Source organism: Streptomyces buecherae (assembly GCF_014295035.1).
GTDB classification, from domain to species: Bacteria; Actinomycetota; Actinomycetes; order Streptomycetales; family Streptomycetaceae; genus Streptomyces; species Streptomyces youssoufiensis.
The window spans coordinates 1,871,403-1,887,386 of record NZ_CP060404.1 but is presented as its reverse complement, the minus strand read 5'-3'; the positions used below and the strand labels follow the sequence as shown (position 1 = coordinate 1,887,386).

At 68.1% G+C, this 15,984-nt stretch carries 7 protein-coding genes, 1 tRNA gene and 1 pseudogene; 4 read left to right on the top strand and 5 right to left on the bottom strand.

Translation table 11 applies throughout. The features are described from left to right. Positions 1–8: 8 nt before the first annotated feature. Together pglX and H7H31_RS06845 are read right to left on the bottom strand one after the other, a co-directional pair. Positions 9–3,779, bottom strand: coding sequence for a BREX-2 system adenine-specific DNA-methyltransferase PglX (gene pglX, locus H7H31_RS06850; RefSeq protein ID WP_187063989.1), 3,771 nt, complete (start codon positions 3,777–3,779; stop codon positions 9–11). 54 nt (positions 3,780–3,833) lie between these two features. Next, positions 3,834–5,669, bottom strand: a complete 1,836-nt coding sequence (locus tag H7H31_RS06845; protein ID WP_187063995.1) for a hypothetical protein — start codon at positions 5,667–5,669, stop codon at positions 3,834–3,836. Here H7H31_RS06845 and H7H31_RS06840 point away from each other — a divergent pair. Further along, positions 5,656–5,720, top strand: a tRNA-OTHER gene (locus H7H31_RS06840). The genes H7H31_RS06845 and H7H31_RS06840 overlap by 14 nt on opposite strands. Before the next feature lie 429 nt (positions 5,721–6,149). On the opposite strand, the pseudogene H7H31_RS34910 reads toward H7H31_RS06840, so the two are convergent. Beyond that, positions 6,150–8,471: pseudogene (locus tag H7H31_RS34910) on the bottom strand (protein kinase domain-containing protein); the annotation flags it as partial. Between the two features lie 1,440 nt (positions 8,472–9,911). On the opposite strand from H7H31_RS34910, the gene H7H31_RS06825 reads away from it, so the two are divergent. Next, positions 9,912–10,172: a ribbon-helix-helix domain-containing protein gene (locus H7H31_RS06825; protein ID WP_187063988.1), complete on the top strand. Its 261-nt coding sequence runs from the start codon at positions 9,912–9,914 to the stop codon at positions 10,170–10,172. Continuing rightward, positions 10,169–10,612, top strand: coding sequence for a PIN domain-containing protein (locus H7H31_RS06820; RefSeq protein ID WP_187063987.1), 444 nt, complete (start codon positions 10,169–10,171; stop codon positions 10,610–10,612). Before H7H31_RS06825 ends, H7H31_RS06820 begins: the two co-directional genes overlap by 4 nt. A gap of 526 nt (positions 10,613–11,138) precedes the next feature. Here H7H31_RS06820 and H7H31_RS06815 read toward each other — a convergent pair. Together H7H31_RS06815 and H7H31_RS06810 are read right to left on the bottom strand one after the other, a co-directional pair. After that, positions 11,139–13,712, bottom strand: a complete 2,574-nt coding sequence (locus tag H7H31_RS06815; RefSeq protein WP_187063986.1) for a GmrSD restriction endonuclease domain-containing protein — start codon at positions 13,710–13,712, stop codon at positions 11,139–11,141. 185 nt (positions 13,713–13,897) lie between these two features. Further along, complete coding sequence (locus tag H7H31_RS06810) at positions 13,898–14,671, bottom strand: hypothetical protein (RefSeq protein WP_187063985.1); 774 nt, start codon at positions 14,669–14,671, stop codon at positions 13,898–13,900. 222 nt (positions 14,672–14,893) lie between these two features. On the opposite strand from H7H31_RS06810, the gene H7H31_RS06805 reads away from it, so the two are divergent. Then, a complete protein-coding gene (locus H7H31_RS06805; RefSeq protein ID WP_187117838.1) occupies positions 14,894–15,892 on the top strand; it encodes a ferric reductase-like transmembrane domain-containing protein in 999 nt (332 codons plus the stop codon). Positions 15,893–15,984: the final 92 nt, after the last annotated feature.

The following is a 15,984-nucleotide window of genomic DNA, read 5'->3' as shown; positions in this document are numbered from 1 at the left end:
CGCCCTGCTCAGTCGGACTCGGTGCCGGTGGCGGCATCGGTCGTCGTGTCGGTGATGGTGTCAGTGCCGGCCGGTTGGGCGGCGGCCTTCGCGCCGGCGCGCTTCTTCGGAGCGGCGGCCTTCTTCACCGCACCGCGCCCGCGGGTGGCGGCCGCCGGGCGCCAGGCACGCAGCGCGTCGTCCGTCAGCCCGAGCGCACCCTGCTTCGACTGCCGGAACGCCAGGATCTCGGCGGCAGGCGACGCCCCGAACTCCGGGTCGTACTCGCCGTACCACTGGTCCAGCCATGGCTGCAGCTCCAGCAACCCGGCGAGATACGGGACGAGTTCGTCCTCACCGAGCCCGGCTTGCTGGATGTACGAGGCGAGCGCGAGGGCCTGCTCCAGGTGGTCCCAGCCGGCCCAGCCGTACAGCTCCGGCGACTGCGCGTTGACCGTGCCGTACGACACGAACCGTTCCTTGGGCACGTCGAGCTTTCCGCGCGCACGCCAGTAACTCGGCTTCAGGAAGTCGGCGGAGGTGTACTTCGGCGGTACGGGCGTTCGCTTGCGGACCTCCCGCTTGGCGGGTTCGTCGGGCGCGGCGTCCTCCTCGCGCTGGAGATCCCAGACGTGCTCCCAGTCGGCGCGCTTCTTCAGCCCGGCGGGCTTGTAGCGGAGGGCGGAGATGAAGGGCACGTGCTCCTCGGCGAGCAACTCGCGCACGGTCTTCGCGAGGTCCTGACGAGGTGCGTACAGCTCGACTACGGAGGCGAAGTCCTCGTCGGCGGACAGGCTTTCGGTGAGGCGGGGGAGCGTGGTGACGGTGGGGTTGCCGTTGACGTCGAACCAGTGGGCCCGGTCCTCGATCCGGTCCAGCAGCCAGGACTTCAGCGCCTTCTGCTTCATCGCGTCCCAGCCCTCGGTGGCCCAGCGCCGCTTGTACTCGGGGCGCTCGACCATACCGATGGCTCGGTTCGACTCGATGACGTCGATGCGCTTCTGGACGAGGGCACGGTAGTCGGCGGGCCAGTGGGCGGGGATCTCGGTAATGGGAGTGGACCCGTGGCGCTTGAACCACTCGCCACTGGCCTCGCCGGCGGCGACTCGGCGTGCGAGCACGATCTCGAAGGCGCGTTCGCCTAGGGTGAGTTCGGGGACGGCGGAGGCGTCAGGGAGGCGGAAGTCCTCAGAGTGGAGGTTGTAGAGGGAGTAGACCTGCCAGTCGAGTTCCTCTTGGAGGGCAATCATTCGGGCGCGGGTTGAATGGTAGCGAGCCTGGGCTTCGCGTAGAGCGGAAGCAGTGGGGACTGCTTCGTCGGCGCATGCGGCGGGGGTCGTCGCGGCGAGCTTCTGGGCCAGGGTGTCAAGCTCGGTGGCGAGCGTCGTGGGGTATTCCGAGGGGAGTGGGAATTCCTGGAGCTTGGTTCCGGTGAACTCGAAGAATTGCTCCCAGAGTTCCGTCTTGATGCCGGACTGGTGTCCTTCGGTTCCCTTGCTGTGACTCACCATCTTGAGCCAGAACCCGGCCGTGGAGCTGTTGAGCAGCCCAAGTAGCCGCACATGTTCCTCCTCCGTCGCGCTCTTATGGAGCTTCACTTCGGGTGCATGCCTATTGAAGACTTTCTCGCCGCGTTCGAGTGCAAAGTGGTTGTGAGTTGCGACCAGGGGGGAAGTGATGGACCAGGGGTGACAGTCAGGACTGGCTGTCACTTGGTGCCACTGGTACCAAGTGCGTTTTTCCGAAAAATAGGTCCCACCAGAGAATGTGGCGCGATTCCCAAGTGATGTTCTGGCTGGCCACATCCACTTGTACTCGCTGCTCCCTTCAGCGAGAGGGAGTAGCGAGAATTTCTCGCCAGCCTTCAGGTAGGGGAAAAAGGAAAAAGTCTCCTCGGTGTGCAACCAGTCGCGAACCTGATCACCTGTCACGAAGACTCGACCGAAGTCTTCTGTTCCTCCGCGCCTGAACCAGGCAGCGCGGGTCATCAGCATGACACCGTCTGCGTTCGTCTGTCCGGTGTAACCCATTCGGGTGACAGTTTGCTTAAGGGTTCCTCCGCTGGATGCAGCCAGATTTTCTAGCATCTCAAGTCCGCCATCAGCCAGGACCCATGGTTGCTTCCCGAAATGCCGATCACGCTCCAGGTCGCTCACCGAAACCCATTGTCCTACGCTGTCTGGCAGGTCGATCTGCTTCACGATCGCCTGCCAGACAAGACCCTGCTCTGGGTTTTCCGGAGCTGACGGCTCCCCTTGCGCACTCCGCACCGTCCGGATCGTCGCCTGGCGTTTCGATCCGTCCCTCGGTCGTCCCACGAGGATTACTGTTGGCGTACCGTGCCCGGGAATGTAGGCCCCGGATGTGTCGATGACCTCAGTGAGTTCGACCTTGTGCGCGAAGTACTCCTCAATGAGCTTCGTACCGAACTCCCGCTTCATGAAGGAGTTCGCGGTGATCTGCCCGACCATGCCGTAGCCGCCACCATCGGCCTTGCCACGCTTGGCGAGTTCGAAGAAGCGCTGGGCAAAGGGGACGGACAATGCGTACGTTCCCGCACACGCATCATAAATCGCTCGGTACAGCTGGTTGAGGATCTTGTCCTTGACTGTGATGTACGGAGGGTTTCCCACGACCACGTGGTACCGACCTTCCGCCAGAAGGCCCGGGTACTCGTGTACGTCCTCCGTTGCGTACGAGAACTCGGCTAGTGGGTCACCAGCCGTACCACCGCCCTCGTTCTCAAGCGAGAGCCCAAGCTGCAGCTCCAGCTGTCGATCCTTGATGAGCGAGTCGCCGACCGCGAGCTGGATCGGCCACTCATACCGTCGCGCCTCCTCAAACGTCCGCATGCCGCTCGCGGCCATCGCCGCAACCAATAGCCGGAAGCGGGCCACCGCGATCGCGAATGGGTTGAGGTCCACCCCATGGACTGAACTCAACGCCGCCCGCACGCGCTCGTACGGCTCCACCTCGGGCCGCTGCTCGGTCCACATCCGCACCAGGCGGCGGAACGCGCCCAGCACGAAGTGTCCCGATCCACATGTCGGGTCGATCATCTTCAGCTCTTCGAAGCCGAACTCCCGAATCGCTGGCGTCATCGTCCGGTCGAGGATGAACTCCTCCACGAACTCCGGCGTCTGGAGCAGCGCGTACGTCTTACGGGCCGCCTCGCTCAGGTCCTGGTACAGGTCGCCGAGGAATCGGGTGTCCCATCCCTCAGTGCCGTCCTCGCTCAGCGGATCGGTGAAGTCGTGCACGAGCACCGGGCCGCCACCCCCACTGGACTCACCCTCCCCGCCAGCCCGCTGCTCCCGCCAGAACGCCAGAAGCGCGCCCGCCCCCTCATGCGAAAGCGGAATCTGATACAGCGGGTTGTGATCGCGATCGAAGAGCAACCGCCCAGCCTGCCCAGCCCCCAACTCGGCGAACGCAGCCTCCAGCCACCCTCGATACGTAGGATCGGCGTCCTTCTCCAGATATTCCTCGTACCGCGCCTGCGCGATCTCCCTCCCCGCCACGTCCGGCGCCGTGATGTACGGCTCAGCGATCAGCTTGTTGTCCTCGCTGAAGCGGACGAAGACCGTACCCAGCATCCACGCCACGGCGACCTGCGTGATCCGTTCACCGAGCCACGCGTTCCACGTCGCCGCCGTGCGGCCCAGCTTCCGGGCCTGGTCGTACTCGCCGCGCAGCCGCTCCCCGACCTCGGGGACAGCCTTGACCTGCTGTTCGAGGTCGGTCTCTGCCGCCTTGACCTGCTTCTGCAGGTCGGCGAGGAGGCTCTTGCGGTCGATCACGTACGGCTCCTGTGGAGAGGGGGAGAGAGCGGAAGAAGATCAGGGGAACGAGGGTCAGGCGTCTGGTGCGAGGTGTTTGCGGGAGACCCAGGCATCCGGCACGACGATCCACTCGTCGAACCCGGCCTGGTACGGAACACTCTGCCCGGCCAACCGCGGCGCGCGTGCAGGATCGGACTGCGTGACGAGGAGCCACAGCGGGTTGCCGCCCTGCCGCGCCTCCTCCGCGAGCCGCCCGAGCAGGTCCAGCGCGTCGTATCGGCCCAGGACCGCCGTGTCGGTGAGCAGCAGCGGACCGCTCGCCTCCGCCAACCGCTCCCGCAGCTGCGGCTCGATCCGCCCCCACGCTTTGTCGGTACGGATGCGCAGCTGCTGATGCGGCCGGCTGCCCGGTTCGGCGGCGTCCGCCTTGAGGACGGTCTCCCAGGTGGGGCGGGCCGCCTCGCTGACCACGGCGCGGAGCTCCTCCACGAACATTCCGGTCAGCGACACCGGCCGCGCACCGAACGGTTCGCCGGTCAGCGCTCGCACCGCCTCCTCGGCTCGCCGCTGCGGGACGGTCAGCACGCGGAAGCCGTCCTGCCGTGCCGAGTGCGTGAGCCGTTGGTCCGCCTTGACCGCGGCGGCGACTGCCGCGTCCGCGTCGTACTGGGTGGGCGCGGAGCGTCGTGCCGCTGAGGCGCCCCAACTTGCCGAGGTCAGCCCGGCGGTGGCGTCCCCGGACCGGCGGTCAGGGACGAGACGCAGGACCTTGTCGTAGCGGGTGGCCAGCTTCAGCTCGAAGCCGGCCTCCTTGAGTGCGCGGACGAGGGCGCTGCCCGTGGGCAGCTCGCGCGGCACCAGCGGATCCGTGCCCAGGTCGGGGAAGCGCGTCGTGACCCGCTTGTGCAAGGCGTCCACCGTCAGGCCCGGCAGACGCTCCTCCTCGACGCCTGGCTGCACGGCGACCACACCGGCCTGGGTGATCCGCAGCGCGCGCACCAGGCCCAGGTCGCGGGGGTAGATCTCCAGACGCGGGGTGAGCGCGGCTCGGGTGGAGGCGGCGACCGCGATCTCGGCGGTGCGCCGCTCATCCCAGCCCAGGTTGCCCGGCGGTCGGCGCACGGCGTCCAGTTCGGTGAGAACCGTGCTCGCCGTCGGAAGGGACTCGAGCGCCGCGAGCCGGTCGGCCCGTGCGCCGAGGTTCAGCGCATACTCCTGCAGGGCGGGCAGTGACGGGGTGTCCGGTCCATCGATGCCCTCCCGGACGTCCAGGGCGATCAGGCCGATCACCGGGTCGGAGCCCTTGGGCATGCGGGCGTGGAAGTAGCGGAAGAGTTGCGGGGATTCGTCGTCCCCACTCTGGCGCTCCACGAGTGCCCGGCTCTCGCGCTCCACCAGGGCCCGCAGGAGGGACAGCGCGAGCGCACGCCGGTCACGCCGTTCCACATGCTGAGTGCCGCGCCGGGCGATCAGCGCGTCGGCGAGTTCGAGGACCGGTGCGACCCGTCCGCGCTCGGCGAGGAGCTCGACCAGTTCCTCACGCAGCAGCCCGAGGGCGGCATCCTCGTACCAGCGCTCGCGCGCCTTCTTCACGATCTGCGGGATACGGCCGGCGGTCAGTCCCACGGCTTCGGCCACGTCCCGCTGGCGCACCCAAGCGAGGCCGTCGGGCAGGCGGCCTTCCTCATCGGGGAGGCGCAGCAGGAGGCGTACGGCTTCGCGCTCCTTGGCGTTAGAACGGGCGTTGCCGCCGGACGGTCTCGGCACCAGGCGAGCGGCGAGCGCGTCAAGGCTCAGGCCACGCAGCACATTCGGGTCGGTGGCACCGACTGCGGCGACCGCGTCTGCGGCTGCCCGTTCCAGGGCGGTGCGCTCCTGGTTCGCGGCTTTGAGGGCCGCCGCGCTCATCGGCGAGGGCGCGGCCTTGCCGAGCCGGAGGTTCCACTCCTTCTGGCGGCGCTGGATCTCCTCGCGGGTGCGTGAACCCATGCCCGGTGCGGTGAGGAACTTCTTGGTCGAGTAGTCGAGTACGTCACCGACGGTGTTCAGACCCATCGCGAAGAGCTGCGACTGCGCGGAGACCGTCAGACCGGCCACCGACAGCGGAGTCTTTCGGTCGGCGCGTTCTGCCTGCTGATCGCGGATCTGCTCGGCGGAGACATCGTCGTCCTCCCGCCCGATCCGAGGCTCGGCCGCGGGTTCGGCGATCGCCGCGTCGGCACCGCTCTTTGAGCCGCGGCCCGGCTTCTCGCTGTGGCCGGAGCTAGGCGCCGTCGTGCGCTGCGCATCGAGGAAGATGCGCTGCCAGGCACGCTCCATCGGCTTCAGGTCCGAGAAGCGATCCTTCACGTCCCGGGCCAGGGCCTTGCGGAAGAACGCCACCAGGCCGTCGCGGATGGCCGGTTCGAAGGCGTCAGCCGCGAGCTGCGGATACGGCCACTCCTTCGAGTCCGTCTGCCGCGCCGTGACCGAGCCGTCGCCCCAGCGGGGCAGTTCGTTCGACGCCATCTCGTGCAGCGTCACGGCCAGCGCGTACCGCTCGGCATGTGCGTCGTACGAGCCGCGCGTGATGATCCCGACGAAGGGGTCGAGGTAGCCCTCGGTGCCGGCCTCGATCTCCTTCGCCGGATACCCGGCCAGTGAAAAGTCGATCAGCACCAGCTGGCGGGTGCCGTTGGGACGGATCCGGATCGCGATGTTGTCCGGCTTCAGGTCCCGGTGCCAGATTCCCTCGGCCTCCAGGTGTTCCACCGCTCCGAACAGGTACTTCCCGTACGCCTCCAGTTGGTCCATGCCCAGTCGGCCGTTGTCCCGTAGCTGGCGTGCCACGGTGTCCTCACGGCGGCGCGGCCCCTTGTCGGCGCTCGCGTCCTGGCCCTTCAGTTCACGGCTGTCGCCGACGTAGTCCAGGGCCAGGACCCGGCGCCCGGCCAGGGTGAGCGGCTCCCGCTCGTACAGCGCGATGATGCTGGAATCCCGATGGATACGGGCCAGGACTTCCGCCTCACGATCCAGGACCGTGTGCTTGGCTTCACTCAGCGCGACCTTCAACACGGCTACCGGCAGGGCACCGCTTCGCCGCGGCTCGCCTTCGAGGTCCCGTACCAAGAAGGCCCGCGACGTCGAGCCGGTGCCGAGCCGGCGCACGACCTCCCACCGCCTGGCCAGCACGTTCCCGGCCACTGCCTCCAGCGGATCCTTCTCAGGCTCGGCCTGCTCCTCGCCGCCGCTCGCAACTGCCCCGCCATCTCCGGTCCCACCTGCGCCAGCCGCAGCGTCAGAGCTGTCCGGAGCTTCCTCGACGAACGCCTGCTCGACGTACTCCAGCATCTCCAGGAAGTCGTCGACGGTGGACAGCCGCCGACCCGGCTCGTACGCGGTGGACGCCTCCACCAGGTCGTCGACATCCGGATGCAGGCCGTCGACCAGCGCGCTCGGGCGCAGCGTCTCGCCGCCCTCCATGCGCGCCATGACCTCACTCTGGCTCGCCCCAGGCGCCTGCCCTGTCACCAGCAGATAAGTGAGAGCGCCGAGGCCGTACACATCGAGCCGCACCGGATCGGCCTTCGGGATCCTCAGCTCCGGCGCCAGATATGGATCTGCCGCGTCCGAAACATGGACCCCCGAAACGTTGGTCGGCGCCAGGCTCAGCGGCCGACCGCGGCTCGCGCTCTGTCCGGTGGCGATCTGCCAGTCCGCGATCTGAGGCCACGGCCGCAGCCAACGCTGTTCTTCGCCGAGCTCTCGCCCGCGCGGACCGCGGTCACGCGGAACCACGTGCACCGAGTGTGCGGACAGCGTGCGGTGATGGATCCGTCGCGAGTGAGCGGAACGCACGGTTTCCGCCAGCTGCCGCACCAGAGCGAGCCGAGCCCGCAGGTCCAGGCGCTCTCCGTGCTGCACCAGGTAGTCGTCCAGGCGCATGGTCTCAGGGTGGTAGTCGAAGAGAATCGCCGGACCGGCCGGATGCCCCGAAGGCAGATACGTCTTCAGCTGTACAGCGCCCGGGTGCTTGAACCGGCTGAGAATCGCGGCCTCACGGGCGGCGGCCCGTTCCACCGAGCGTCGCTCCTCGTCCGAGGCCCCGCGCTCGCTCAGGAAGACCCGCACCCGCGCCAGGTCCTGCAGCTGGGAGTGGCGGCCAAGATAGTCGGCCCAGGTGGGCCCGGAGTCGAACGCCTTCGCATCCAGCAGGTACGAACCCACCTCGTGCTGGCGGCGGATCGGCGCGATGCGAAGTTGCTTCAGCGCCGCGTCGACTCGGCGGGACGTCTCGGCCGTGATCCGCCGACGGACGTCGCCGGGCGGCGTGGACAACATCTCCACCAGCTTCCTGACGGTGAAGACGCCGTTCATGTCGGCCGTCGGCAGCTGCACCCGCAACTGGTCGTCGGTGAAGCAGACGGCTTCACCGACCCAGATCCGCGACCGGCCCCCTGGACGGCCGGCGACCCCGTTGATCAGGCCCGCCAGCTCCTTGGCCTTCTGGTTCGCCAGATGCAGTGGATTGCCATGACGGCGGGTGGTGCCATTGGGCGTGGTCTGCACCCACTCGTTTCCACCGCCGTGGACGGAGCCGTGCCAGTCCTTCAACTCGACCAGGAAGACACCGGCCGGCGCGACCACCAGAAGGTCGACTTCGCGGACGTGTCCGCTGTTCGCGGTGAACGTGAAGTTCGACCAAGCCCGCCACGGCTCCTCGTCCGGCATCCGCCTGCGAATCGCCTCGAGGCCGCGACGCTCGTGCTCGTACCCGGACTCGGTGACCGTCGTCCACCGGCCATCCAGCATGAGGCTCCCGTCCCCGTCTCTGTCGCCTTGCGGGTGCTTTTGCCAGCTGCCTTCTCGTAGAGGCGTTCAGGAAGCCACGCTCGACCCTCGGGCCTGATTCTAGTGGGCGGGACTGACAACCAGAGAGGGGCGAATTCGTTCCGGCAAAGGACTTTCGGCCAGGCCGATCGGCCCCAGGGGTTGTCGCGTGGCACCGTGCACCCCCGCTTCATGACGAGTGTGACATCGCACGGCAGCGTTACGGTTTTGTGGGCCACAGCTCTAGTGACGTGCGTGCGGCAAGTTCGCTCCGGCGCTGCTGGCGCCGGCGGCGCCGGACGTGCCGGCCGAGCGTTGCCGGGGCAGCCGCGAGGGACCGCCCGTGCGAGGACGTTGCCACCGGTGCCGGCTTACGTGCGTCACCACGCTCATGCCAGCACCAGAGGTGAATGCCAGTGCAGCCGCACCGGAGGCGGCAGCGGTAAACGGAGCCTGCCCGAGAGCGGCGGAGCCGATCCCGAAGGTGAGTCCAGCGACCATGGACGTCAGAGCGACGACGACAACGCGGTGGGTGTGGTGGCCGCAGGTGGAAGCGTGCGCGGCCAAGGGGGCCCTTCCGAACTTGAGAGAGCGCCGTCACAGAGCCAGAGCAGGTGTCAACCTGCTGCCGGATCGAGGCCACGACATCGCCGCCCGACGGGCGTCGCCATGGGAGAGCGCAGGCCAGGCGCCCCTACAGGTTCGCGGCCGTTCCGCCGTGATAACTGACTCCCTGCACGGGTGCGCCCGGCCATCCGAGGTCTCGAGAACTGCGGCCACCGTAGGCAACCCCTCTGTCGAACAAGCGGATTGGTGACAGGTCCCCCGCAGGGGGCAGAGCCCAGTCCCCGAGGCGGCTTCCGATGAGGCCGATGCGCCTGTGGTCGGTCTGCCAGGAGCAAGCCTCTTCGCGGCGTCGAATGGCAGGTTGGCGTTTTGTGCGGGGAGCGGCAGCGAATTGCTTCTGTCCCTGGACACGATCGGAGTTTCTGGGTCCGCTATTTGTGGATCCGCAGGGGTGCGCGTTAAGTCGACTAGCCGGCGTGACGAGGCCACCTCGGTGTGCACTCCCGGGCTTTCGCGCATTCTGTGATGCGTCGGTGAAGTGAGATCACCGCACTCCGGGGCCCGGTCCGCGTGGTGGCCGCCTCTCGGCTGCGACATATCAGCCGCCTGTGGTGGCAGGCGCGCTGGAGTGCACTGGTGCACTCCTGCTTACATTCGGTGGCGAAGCGCGTACGGGGCGTCGCCTTTGTTTCCATAGCGGAGAAGGCGTTCGTGAGCCTGTGTCCGACCTGGGCCGCACGTACATCAATTTGGTACATGCGCTATTCTTGGTACATGTCCATGAAGCGAACCAACGTCTACGCCGACCCCGAGGACCTCGCCATCATCAAGGAAGCCGCCAAGCGACGGGGCATCAGCGAGGCCGAGATCATCCGCCAGGGCATCCACCTCGCGGCCATGGCCAATCGGGTCTGGGACGAACCCCTCTTTTCCCGTACCTTCGAGGGGGCTGGCCGTACCCCCAGTAAGCGGGAGGTGCGTGATGTCGTGGCCGACGCCGTACTCCGCGAGAGCGGGACCGGAAGCGCCGCGTGATCATTGTCGTCGCGGACACGTCCGGGCTCCTGGCGGCGCTCGACTCCGCTCACCCTGAGCATCAGGCGGCCAATGAGGCGATTATGGCCGCGGGTCTGCTGGTGATGTCCCCCCTGCTGCTCGCCGAGATCGATCACGTGGCCACCAGGGAGCTCGGTCGTGAAGCCGCGCTCAGTGCGGTCGATGACGTCCGGGCCTGGATGCGTCGCGGTCGCATCGCCGTCCCCGAGATCACGGAGGGCCACCTGGGAGTCGCCCAGTCCGTGCGTGCCCGCTCTCGGGATCTCGACCTGGACCTGGCGGACGCCGTGAACGTGGCTCTCGCTGCCGACTTCGACACCGACGCCGTCCTCACCCTCGATCGCCGGGACTTCCGTGCGGTGCGTCCGCTGGGTCGCCACAAGGCGTTTCGGGTACTTCCCGACGACCTTCCCCTCTGAAGCTGGTGGCGTTGGTTGGAGGCATCGTCTTCGGTAGTCGTGATGCTCGTGGCGCCTTCGTGGCGGGAGACGAGCCACACATATGCGTATGACCTGGTCTTTCTGGAGCCTGTCCAGGCCAACGTCTTTCCGATGACGCAGCATGAGGAGAAGACGGTGAAGTAGGGGGCCCGGCCTGCCGTTATGGGAGAGCGCGCGGTCCTGACGTATGAGTGCCGTGATGGCGCTGCAAGCCCCTGACGCTCCGATGACGCCGGCTCGGATGCGCCGGTCACATCACCTGCGTGTACTGGCCGAAGACATCGGCGGGTCCCGTCCAGTCGGCAGCAGGCATCGCGCATCGGCTGTCGGTACCGCGCCCGCGAACCCTGGTGCGGAACGTCAGACAGGGCGGTGGATTACGAGAGGCCGCCGGCCGGTGGATCACGAGAGGCCGCCGGCGTTGAGGCGCGACGGACTCGTCGTCGCGACAGAGTACCGAGTGGATGTGAGAGCCAGCTGTTCGTCGGAGCCCGCGCCTCGCCGCTCAGGCCGTGTCCCTGGCCTCCCAGCAGTCACGAAACCACGCGAGGGTCTCGGCCAGCAGTTCGCGGTTGCGGCTCTCCTCCAGAGCAGAGAGGCGGAAGCTGGGACGCAGTTCCAGCTTCCCCTCCGGGATGTCGACACCCTTCAGCTCGTTGAGCCGCCGCAGCAGTTCGGCGCGCAGCCCGCGGTTGGTGAAGGGCTCGCGCGCGGCGAGGTGCTGGAACACCACCTCCGCCGTGCCACCGCGTCCGCCGCCAGGGTAGAGCGTCAGCGGCCAGATACCGCGGCCCGGTGCCCCGGCCTCTCCGAGCATGAGGAACGCGCTTGTGATGGCCTGCCCTGCCCCGTGGCCGACCCATCCGCCGAGCTTCTCCCAACCAGTGAGAAGGGCACGGACCGCGTCGACCGTCTCGGGGGAGTCGTCTGTCGCGAGCTGACGGAAGAACCGGTCGGCGCGCGTCTCCTCGCGCTGGCCCCGCACGGTGCGCTGTGCCGTGTCCTCGTCGTCCGCCTGGGCGTCGTCGCTGCCGGTGATCAGGAGGGCGAGATCGTCGGCACTCTTGCGTTGGGTTGGATCGGCGGCGCCGTTGACCGTGAAGCGGATACCATCCGCGGTCAGCCGGGCGCGGATGTCGCCCGCCTCGCCCGGGGATGGCCAGCGGTCCCCGTCGGGGACCTTGCCCTCGGAGGTGAGCACGCGATGGGCGTTAGCCACGCCCGGGGTGGCGGCCAGGTGGTTCCCCACGGCCTGTGCGCCCGCACCGAGAAACGCGGCGAGGTCGCCGTAGGACGTCCAGGTGCCGTGAGGTAACGCCGCGAGTACCTGATGGGCCAGCTGCCAGTCGCGACTGCGCTCTGCCCTTCCGATGCCGCGCAGAGGGGCCGGCCACAGAGCGATCGCGCGCTCGGCGAGATCGTCGGCGCGGGCCAGGATCTCCTCGGCGCCCCACCGGTCGGTGGCCGCGATGCGGCGGTTCATCTCCAGGTGGCTGCCCTTGAGCAGGTCCTGCTTGCGCTCGAACGGGTGGTTGGACAGCTCCGAGTTGACCGCCGTGAGGGTCAGGTTGCCGAGCGTGTGCCGGAGTCGCGCGTGTAGGTCCTCGGGGGTCTCCGTATCGGACGCGTCCTCGCTCAGCATCCGCATCCACTCGTCCCCCGCGGACTGGGGCAGTACGTGTTCGATCGTGAGCCGCGCGGAGGCGAAGTCCACCGGTTCGGGATGCCCGTAGCTTTCCTCCAGCCGCTGAAGCACCAGCTTGCGCTGGTGCCATCGCCCGTACTGGTAGAAGGGCGCTTTCCGGATCTTCTCGCGCAATTCGTCGTCGTCCGGCCAGAAGCGATTGTCCGCGGAGAGCAGCTGACGCAGTCCGTCGGCCACGGGTACGTCCAGCGGCAGCTGACCGGGAACGGCCTGGAAAATGCGGTTCAGGTTGTTCGTCGGCACCCGGCAGATCATCCGTCGCACCAGGAAGCTCTCGATGTACGACATCGCTCGGGCGGTGTCCGATGAACCGACCTCTCCGCGCTCACGTCGCTCCAGCAGCAGCATCAGGGCGGGGTAGGAGACCTGGGCTTGCCAGGTGCCCAGACGGCGCACATGGGCGCGGACGGCGGGGTCCGGTTCCTCCTCGGGGTGGAGCAGGCGACGGAACAGCGCGCCGTGACGGTACAGGTCCCTGATGTACGCCTCGATCTCTGCTTCGGTGCTCTCGCGGCGCTCGAAATGCTGTTGCTGAGACGCGTACAGGTCCTGGCGACGCACGCGGTCGTCACCGCCCAACACCAGGTGGAGCCACATGAGCTGTTCGAGCTCGTCGTTGCTCAGGCTGTTCTGCAACGGCAGCCAGTAGGTCTCGTAGACGTGCTCGCCACGCGTGGGCATCCGCATGAACAGGTAGTTGCGCAGCAGGTCGGCTTGGCTGAGCTTGAGACCGGTGTTGTTGAGGGACTCGAAGATACGGTGGACGTTGTCGCCGCGCTCGGCGGTCACCGCGACCAGCGTGAGCCTGTACGTGATGGCCTGTTCGATGCGGAACACGTCCTGCGGGGCTGCCGGGTCCTCCGCCTCGAGGAGTTTGCGACGGAAGAAGTCGTAGGCCCTGCCGACGTTTCCGCCGCCGACCTGGTTGTCGAGCGGACCACGGATGTGCGCGGCGAACTGTGGCCGGTCGGCCTGTGTCGGCAGCAGCCTGAAATAGGCGGTGCCGTTCTTGCGCTTGTTGATCAGGTATTCCTCGTCGATGCGCTCGGCCTCGTCCGGCTGGGCGTCCGCGATGTGATCGCGGATCGCGGCCAGAGCGAGTGACAGCGTCGTCAGCCGCTGCTGACCGTCGACGACGAGCCACTGGGGGAACATCACCTCGTTCCGCGGGGAAGGCGCGAGGACGACGGAGCCCAGGAAGTGGGTGCTCGCTCTGTCTCCGGTCTCCAGCAACTCGGCCTGCTCCAGGATGTCAGCCCACAACTGTCCGAGTTGCCGCTCGGTCCAGGAGTACGTCCGCTGATAGAGCGGCACTTGGAACTGCTGGGCCTTGCCCTGCACGAGGTCGGCGAACAGCGTCTCCTTCGCCTGCATGATGTCCCCCTGGCGAACCGTGTGTGACGACGTGCGGGAACGACCCTATGACCTCCGCCGGGCACGGGCGGGCCAAGACGGAAAACTGCTGCGGAGCCGGGTGTCACCTCCCGCCGCGGTCGGTCCGCGCCCACGTGCTGTCGGGTTACGGGCTGGAGCCTGCCGCGCCAGAAGAAGCCCACACCTCACCCACCCAGCCGCAGTGCCTCCCGCACCCTCTCGTTCCGCAACGGCACATAGCGCCCCTCAACGAACCGGCCCCCGCCGAATATCTCCATGAACTCGGCGGAAGTCTCTTCGTCCAGCAGGGAGGAATCCGCCTCAAGCGACCGGTTGATGCTGTCCGTGACCTGCGTAGCCGTCAGCTTCTCCAGCGCGCCCCGCAACTCCGGCGCGGCATCGTCGTCCTCGATGCGGGCATGGCTGAGCGTCCGTACCTGATCGGCGATGAAAGCCGCGGCCGCCATGAGCGCCAGCAGGCGTTTCTGGGCTTCCGCGCTGGTCATGCTCGTGCTGTGGGTCCCGAGCGCGATGTCGACCTCGTGGGAGAAGCCCGCGGCGGTGCCGTCCCAGGTGGACATGTCCGTGGGGGCGGTCTGGCCCTCGGGTGTGTCCTTTGCGGAATTCCGGCGCCACTTGGACCTGAGGTCGTTCAGCCGGCGTTTGACGATGGGCGCGGCCTTGACGACGGCGAGGGTTCCCGCGATGCCCACCGCCACGCCTATGAGCACCTTGAGCGCCGTTCCCGACGACTCCCGCTCGCCTTCACCTTCGCCGTCGTCCTCGTCATCGGCGGTGTCGGGGTAGAGCGTGACGTGGGTTTCGAGGTGGTGCGTGGCGTCGCCGCGCACAAGGGGGCTGTAACCGCCGGAAGTTCGGGACTGTGAGAGCCGTGTTCCGGCCGGGCGCTCGACCCACATGCGTTCCCTGACCATCTCGGTCGGGTCATCGGACGTCATGCCGTAACTGTACGGGCGACCACCGACAGTGCCGCCGGTCCGGTCCGCCGGTCAGCCGACCAGCCAGTCAGGCAGTCGGGGCCGAGGCCCCGACCGTCCCCTGGCCCCTATCTGGCTGAATCGCGCACTCCGCTACCCAGCCATCTCCGTCACACTTGGCCCGTACGACACGCGCGCCACCCCCGCCACCTTCGCGGTGGCCCGTGATCGGGAGGCTCAGGCATGTTGCCAGACACGACGCAGGAGGGGGCGGAGGTCACCGCGTCGCGCGGGCGTGGTCGGCGGGGCGCCGATCGTGTGGCGTTGCGGGGGGACCTGAGGGCCGCCGTGCCCGATGCCGTCGCCGCGTTGGTGGTGACGGCGGGGGTGTTCGTCTTCCTCTACGTTCGGATGGACTCAGGGGCCTCGGCGACCGTCGCGGTCATGCCGTTCATGGACGACTCCCGCACCTACTGGATGTACCTGCTCAGCCAGGCGTTCGGCTGGTCGGGGCTGTTGTGGGCGTGGGGCACCGTCATGCTCGGGTTGCTGTTGTCGGGGCCCGGGGTCGCGCGGTTGCCGGTCTCCCGGCAGGTGTTGGAGCGGTGGCACCGCACCACGAGCCTGACCACGATGGCCCTCATGGCGGCGCACGCCATCATGTTCGCGGCCGAACTTGTGCGCTACGAGACGAAGTTGGCGTGGGTCGACCGGCTGTGGGCCGGGTTCGCCGACAGCTTCGTGCCCGGCTGGTACGACTCCGGGACCGGTCGTACGGCCATTCCGATCGGGCAGGGCGCCCTCTACCTGGCCGTGCCGCTGGGCCTGCTGTTCTACGTACGGCACCGCATCGGGCCGAACGCCTGGCGGCGGCTGCACCGGTTCGTGATCGTGGTGTACGTGTTGAGCGTGTGGCACACGCTGCTGTATGGCACCAACGTCTGGTACGACGAGTGGCCGCGCACCGTGCTGTGGCTGCTCCAACTCCCCGTCGCCGCCCTGTTCCTGCTGCGGCTGGTGCGGCCCGCGCGGCGGGCCGAGCGGCTGGGGGGACCGGATCGGCGGGCGGTGGGGCCCCGGCAGAGTTGGGTGGGGCGGGCCGCGGGGCGGGTCGCCGTCGTGCTGGTCGGTGCCACCGTCGTCGGGGTGATCGCGGTGGTCGTCTCCGGACATGACGGCGGGCGCGCCCGGCCGGCCGATCCGCCCGCGGCGGTGCCGCACGAGCAGGAGGGGACGCCGTAGCCCGCACCGCCCGGACGAGTTCGCCCCGCCCCGGCGAGCCCGCCCCGCCCTGTCGAGCCCGCACCGCCCCGGCGATCCCGCACCGCCCGGAC

Coding starts and splice junctions, on each gene's coding strand:
- H7H31_RS06810 (WP_187063985.1), bottom strand. CDS start 14,671: ATGACGTCCGATGACCCGACCGAGATGGTCAGGGAACGCATGTGGGTC.
- H7H31_RS06845 (WP_187063995.1), bottom strand. CDS start 5,669: ATGAGCGCGGCGGCCCTCAAAGCCGCGAACCAGGAGCGCACCGCCCTG.
- H7H31_RS06815 (WP_187063986.1), bottom strand. CDS start 13,712: ATGCAGGCGAAGGAGACGCTGTTCGCCGACCTCGTGCAGGGCAAGGCC.
- H7H31_RS06825 (WP_187063988.1), top strand. CDS start 9,912: ATGTCCATGAAGCGAACCAACGTCTACGCCGACCCCGAGGACCTCGCC.
- H7H31_RS06805 (WP_187117838.1), top strand. CDS start 14,894: ATGTTGCCAGACACGACGCAGGAGGGGGCGGAGGTCACCGCGTCGCGC.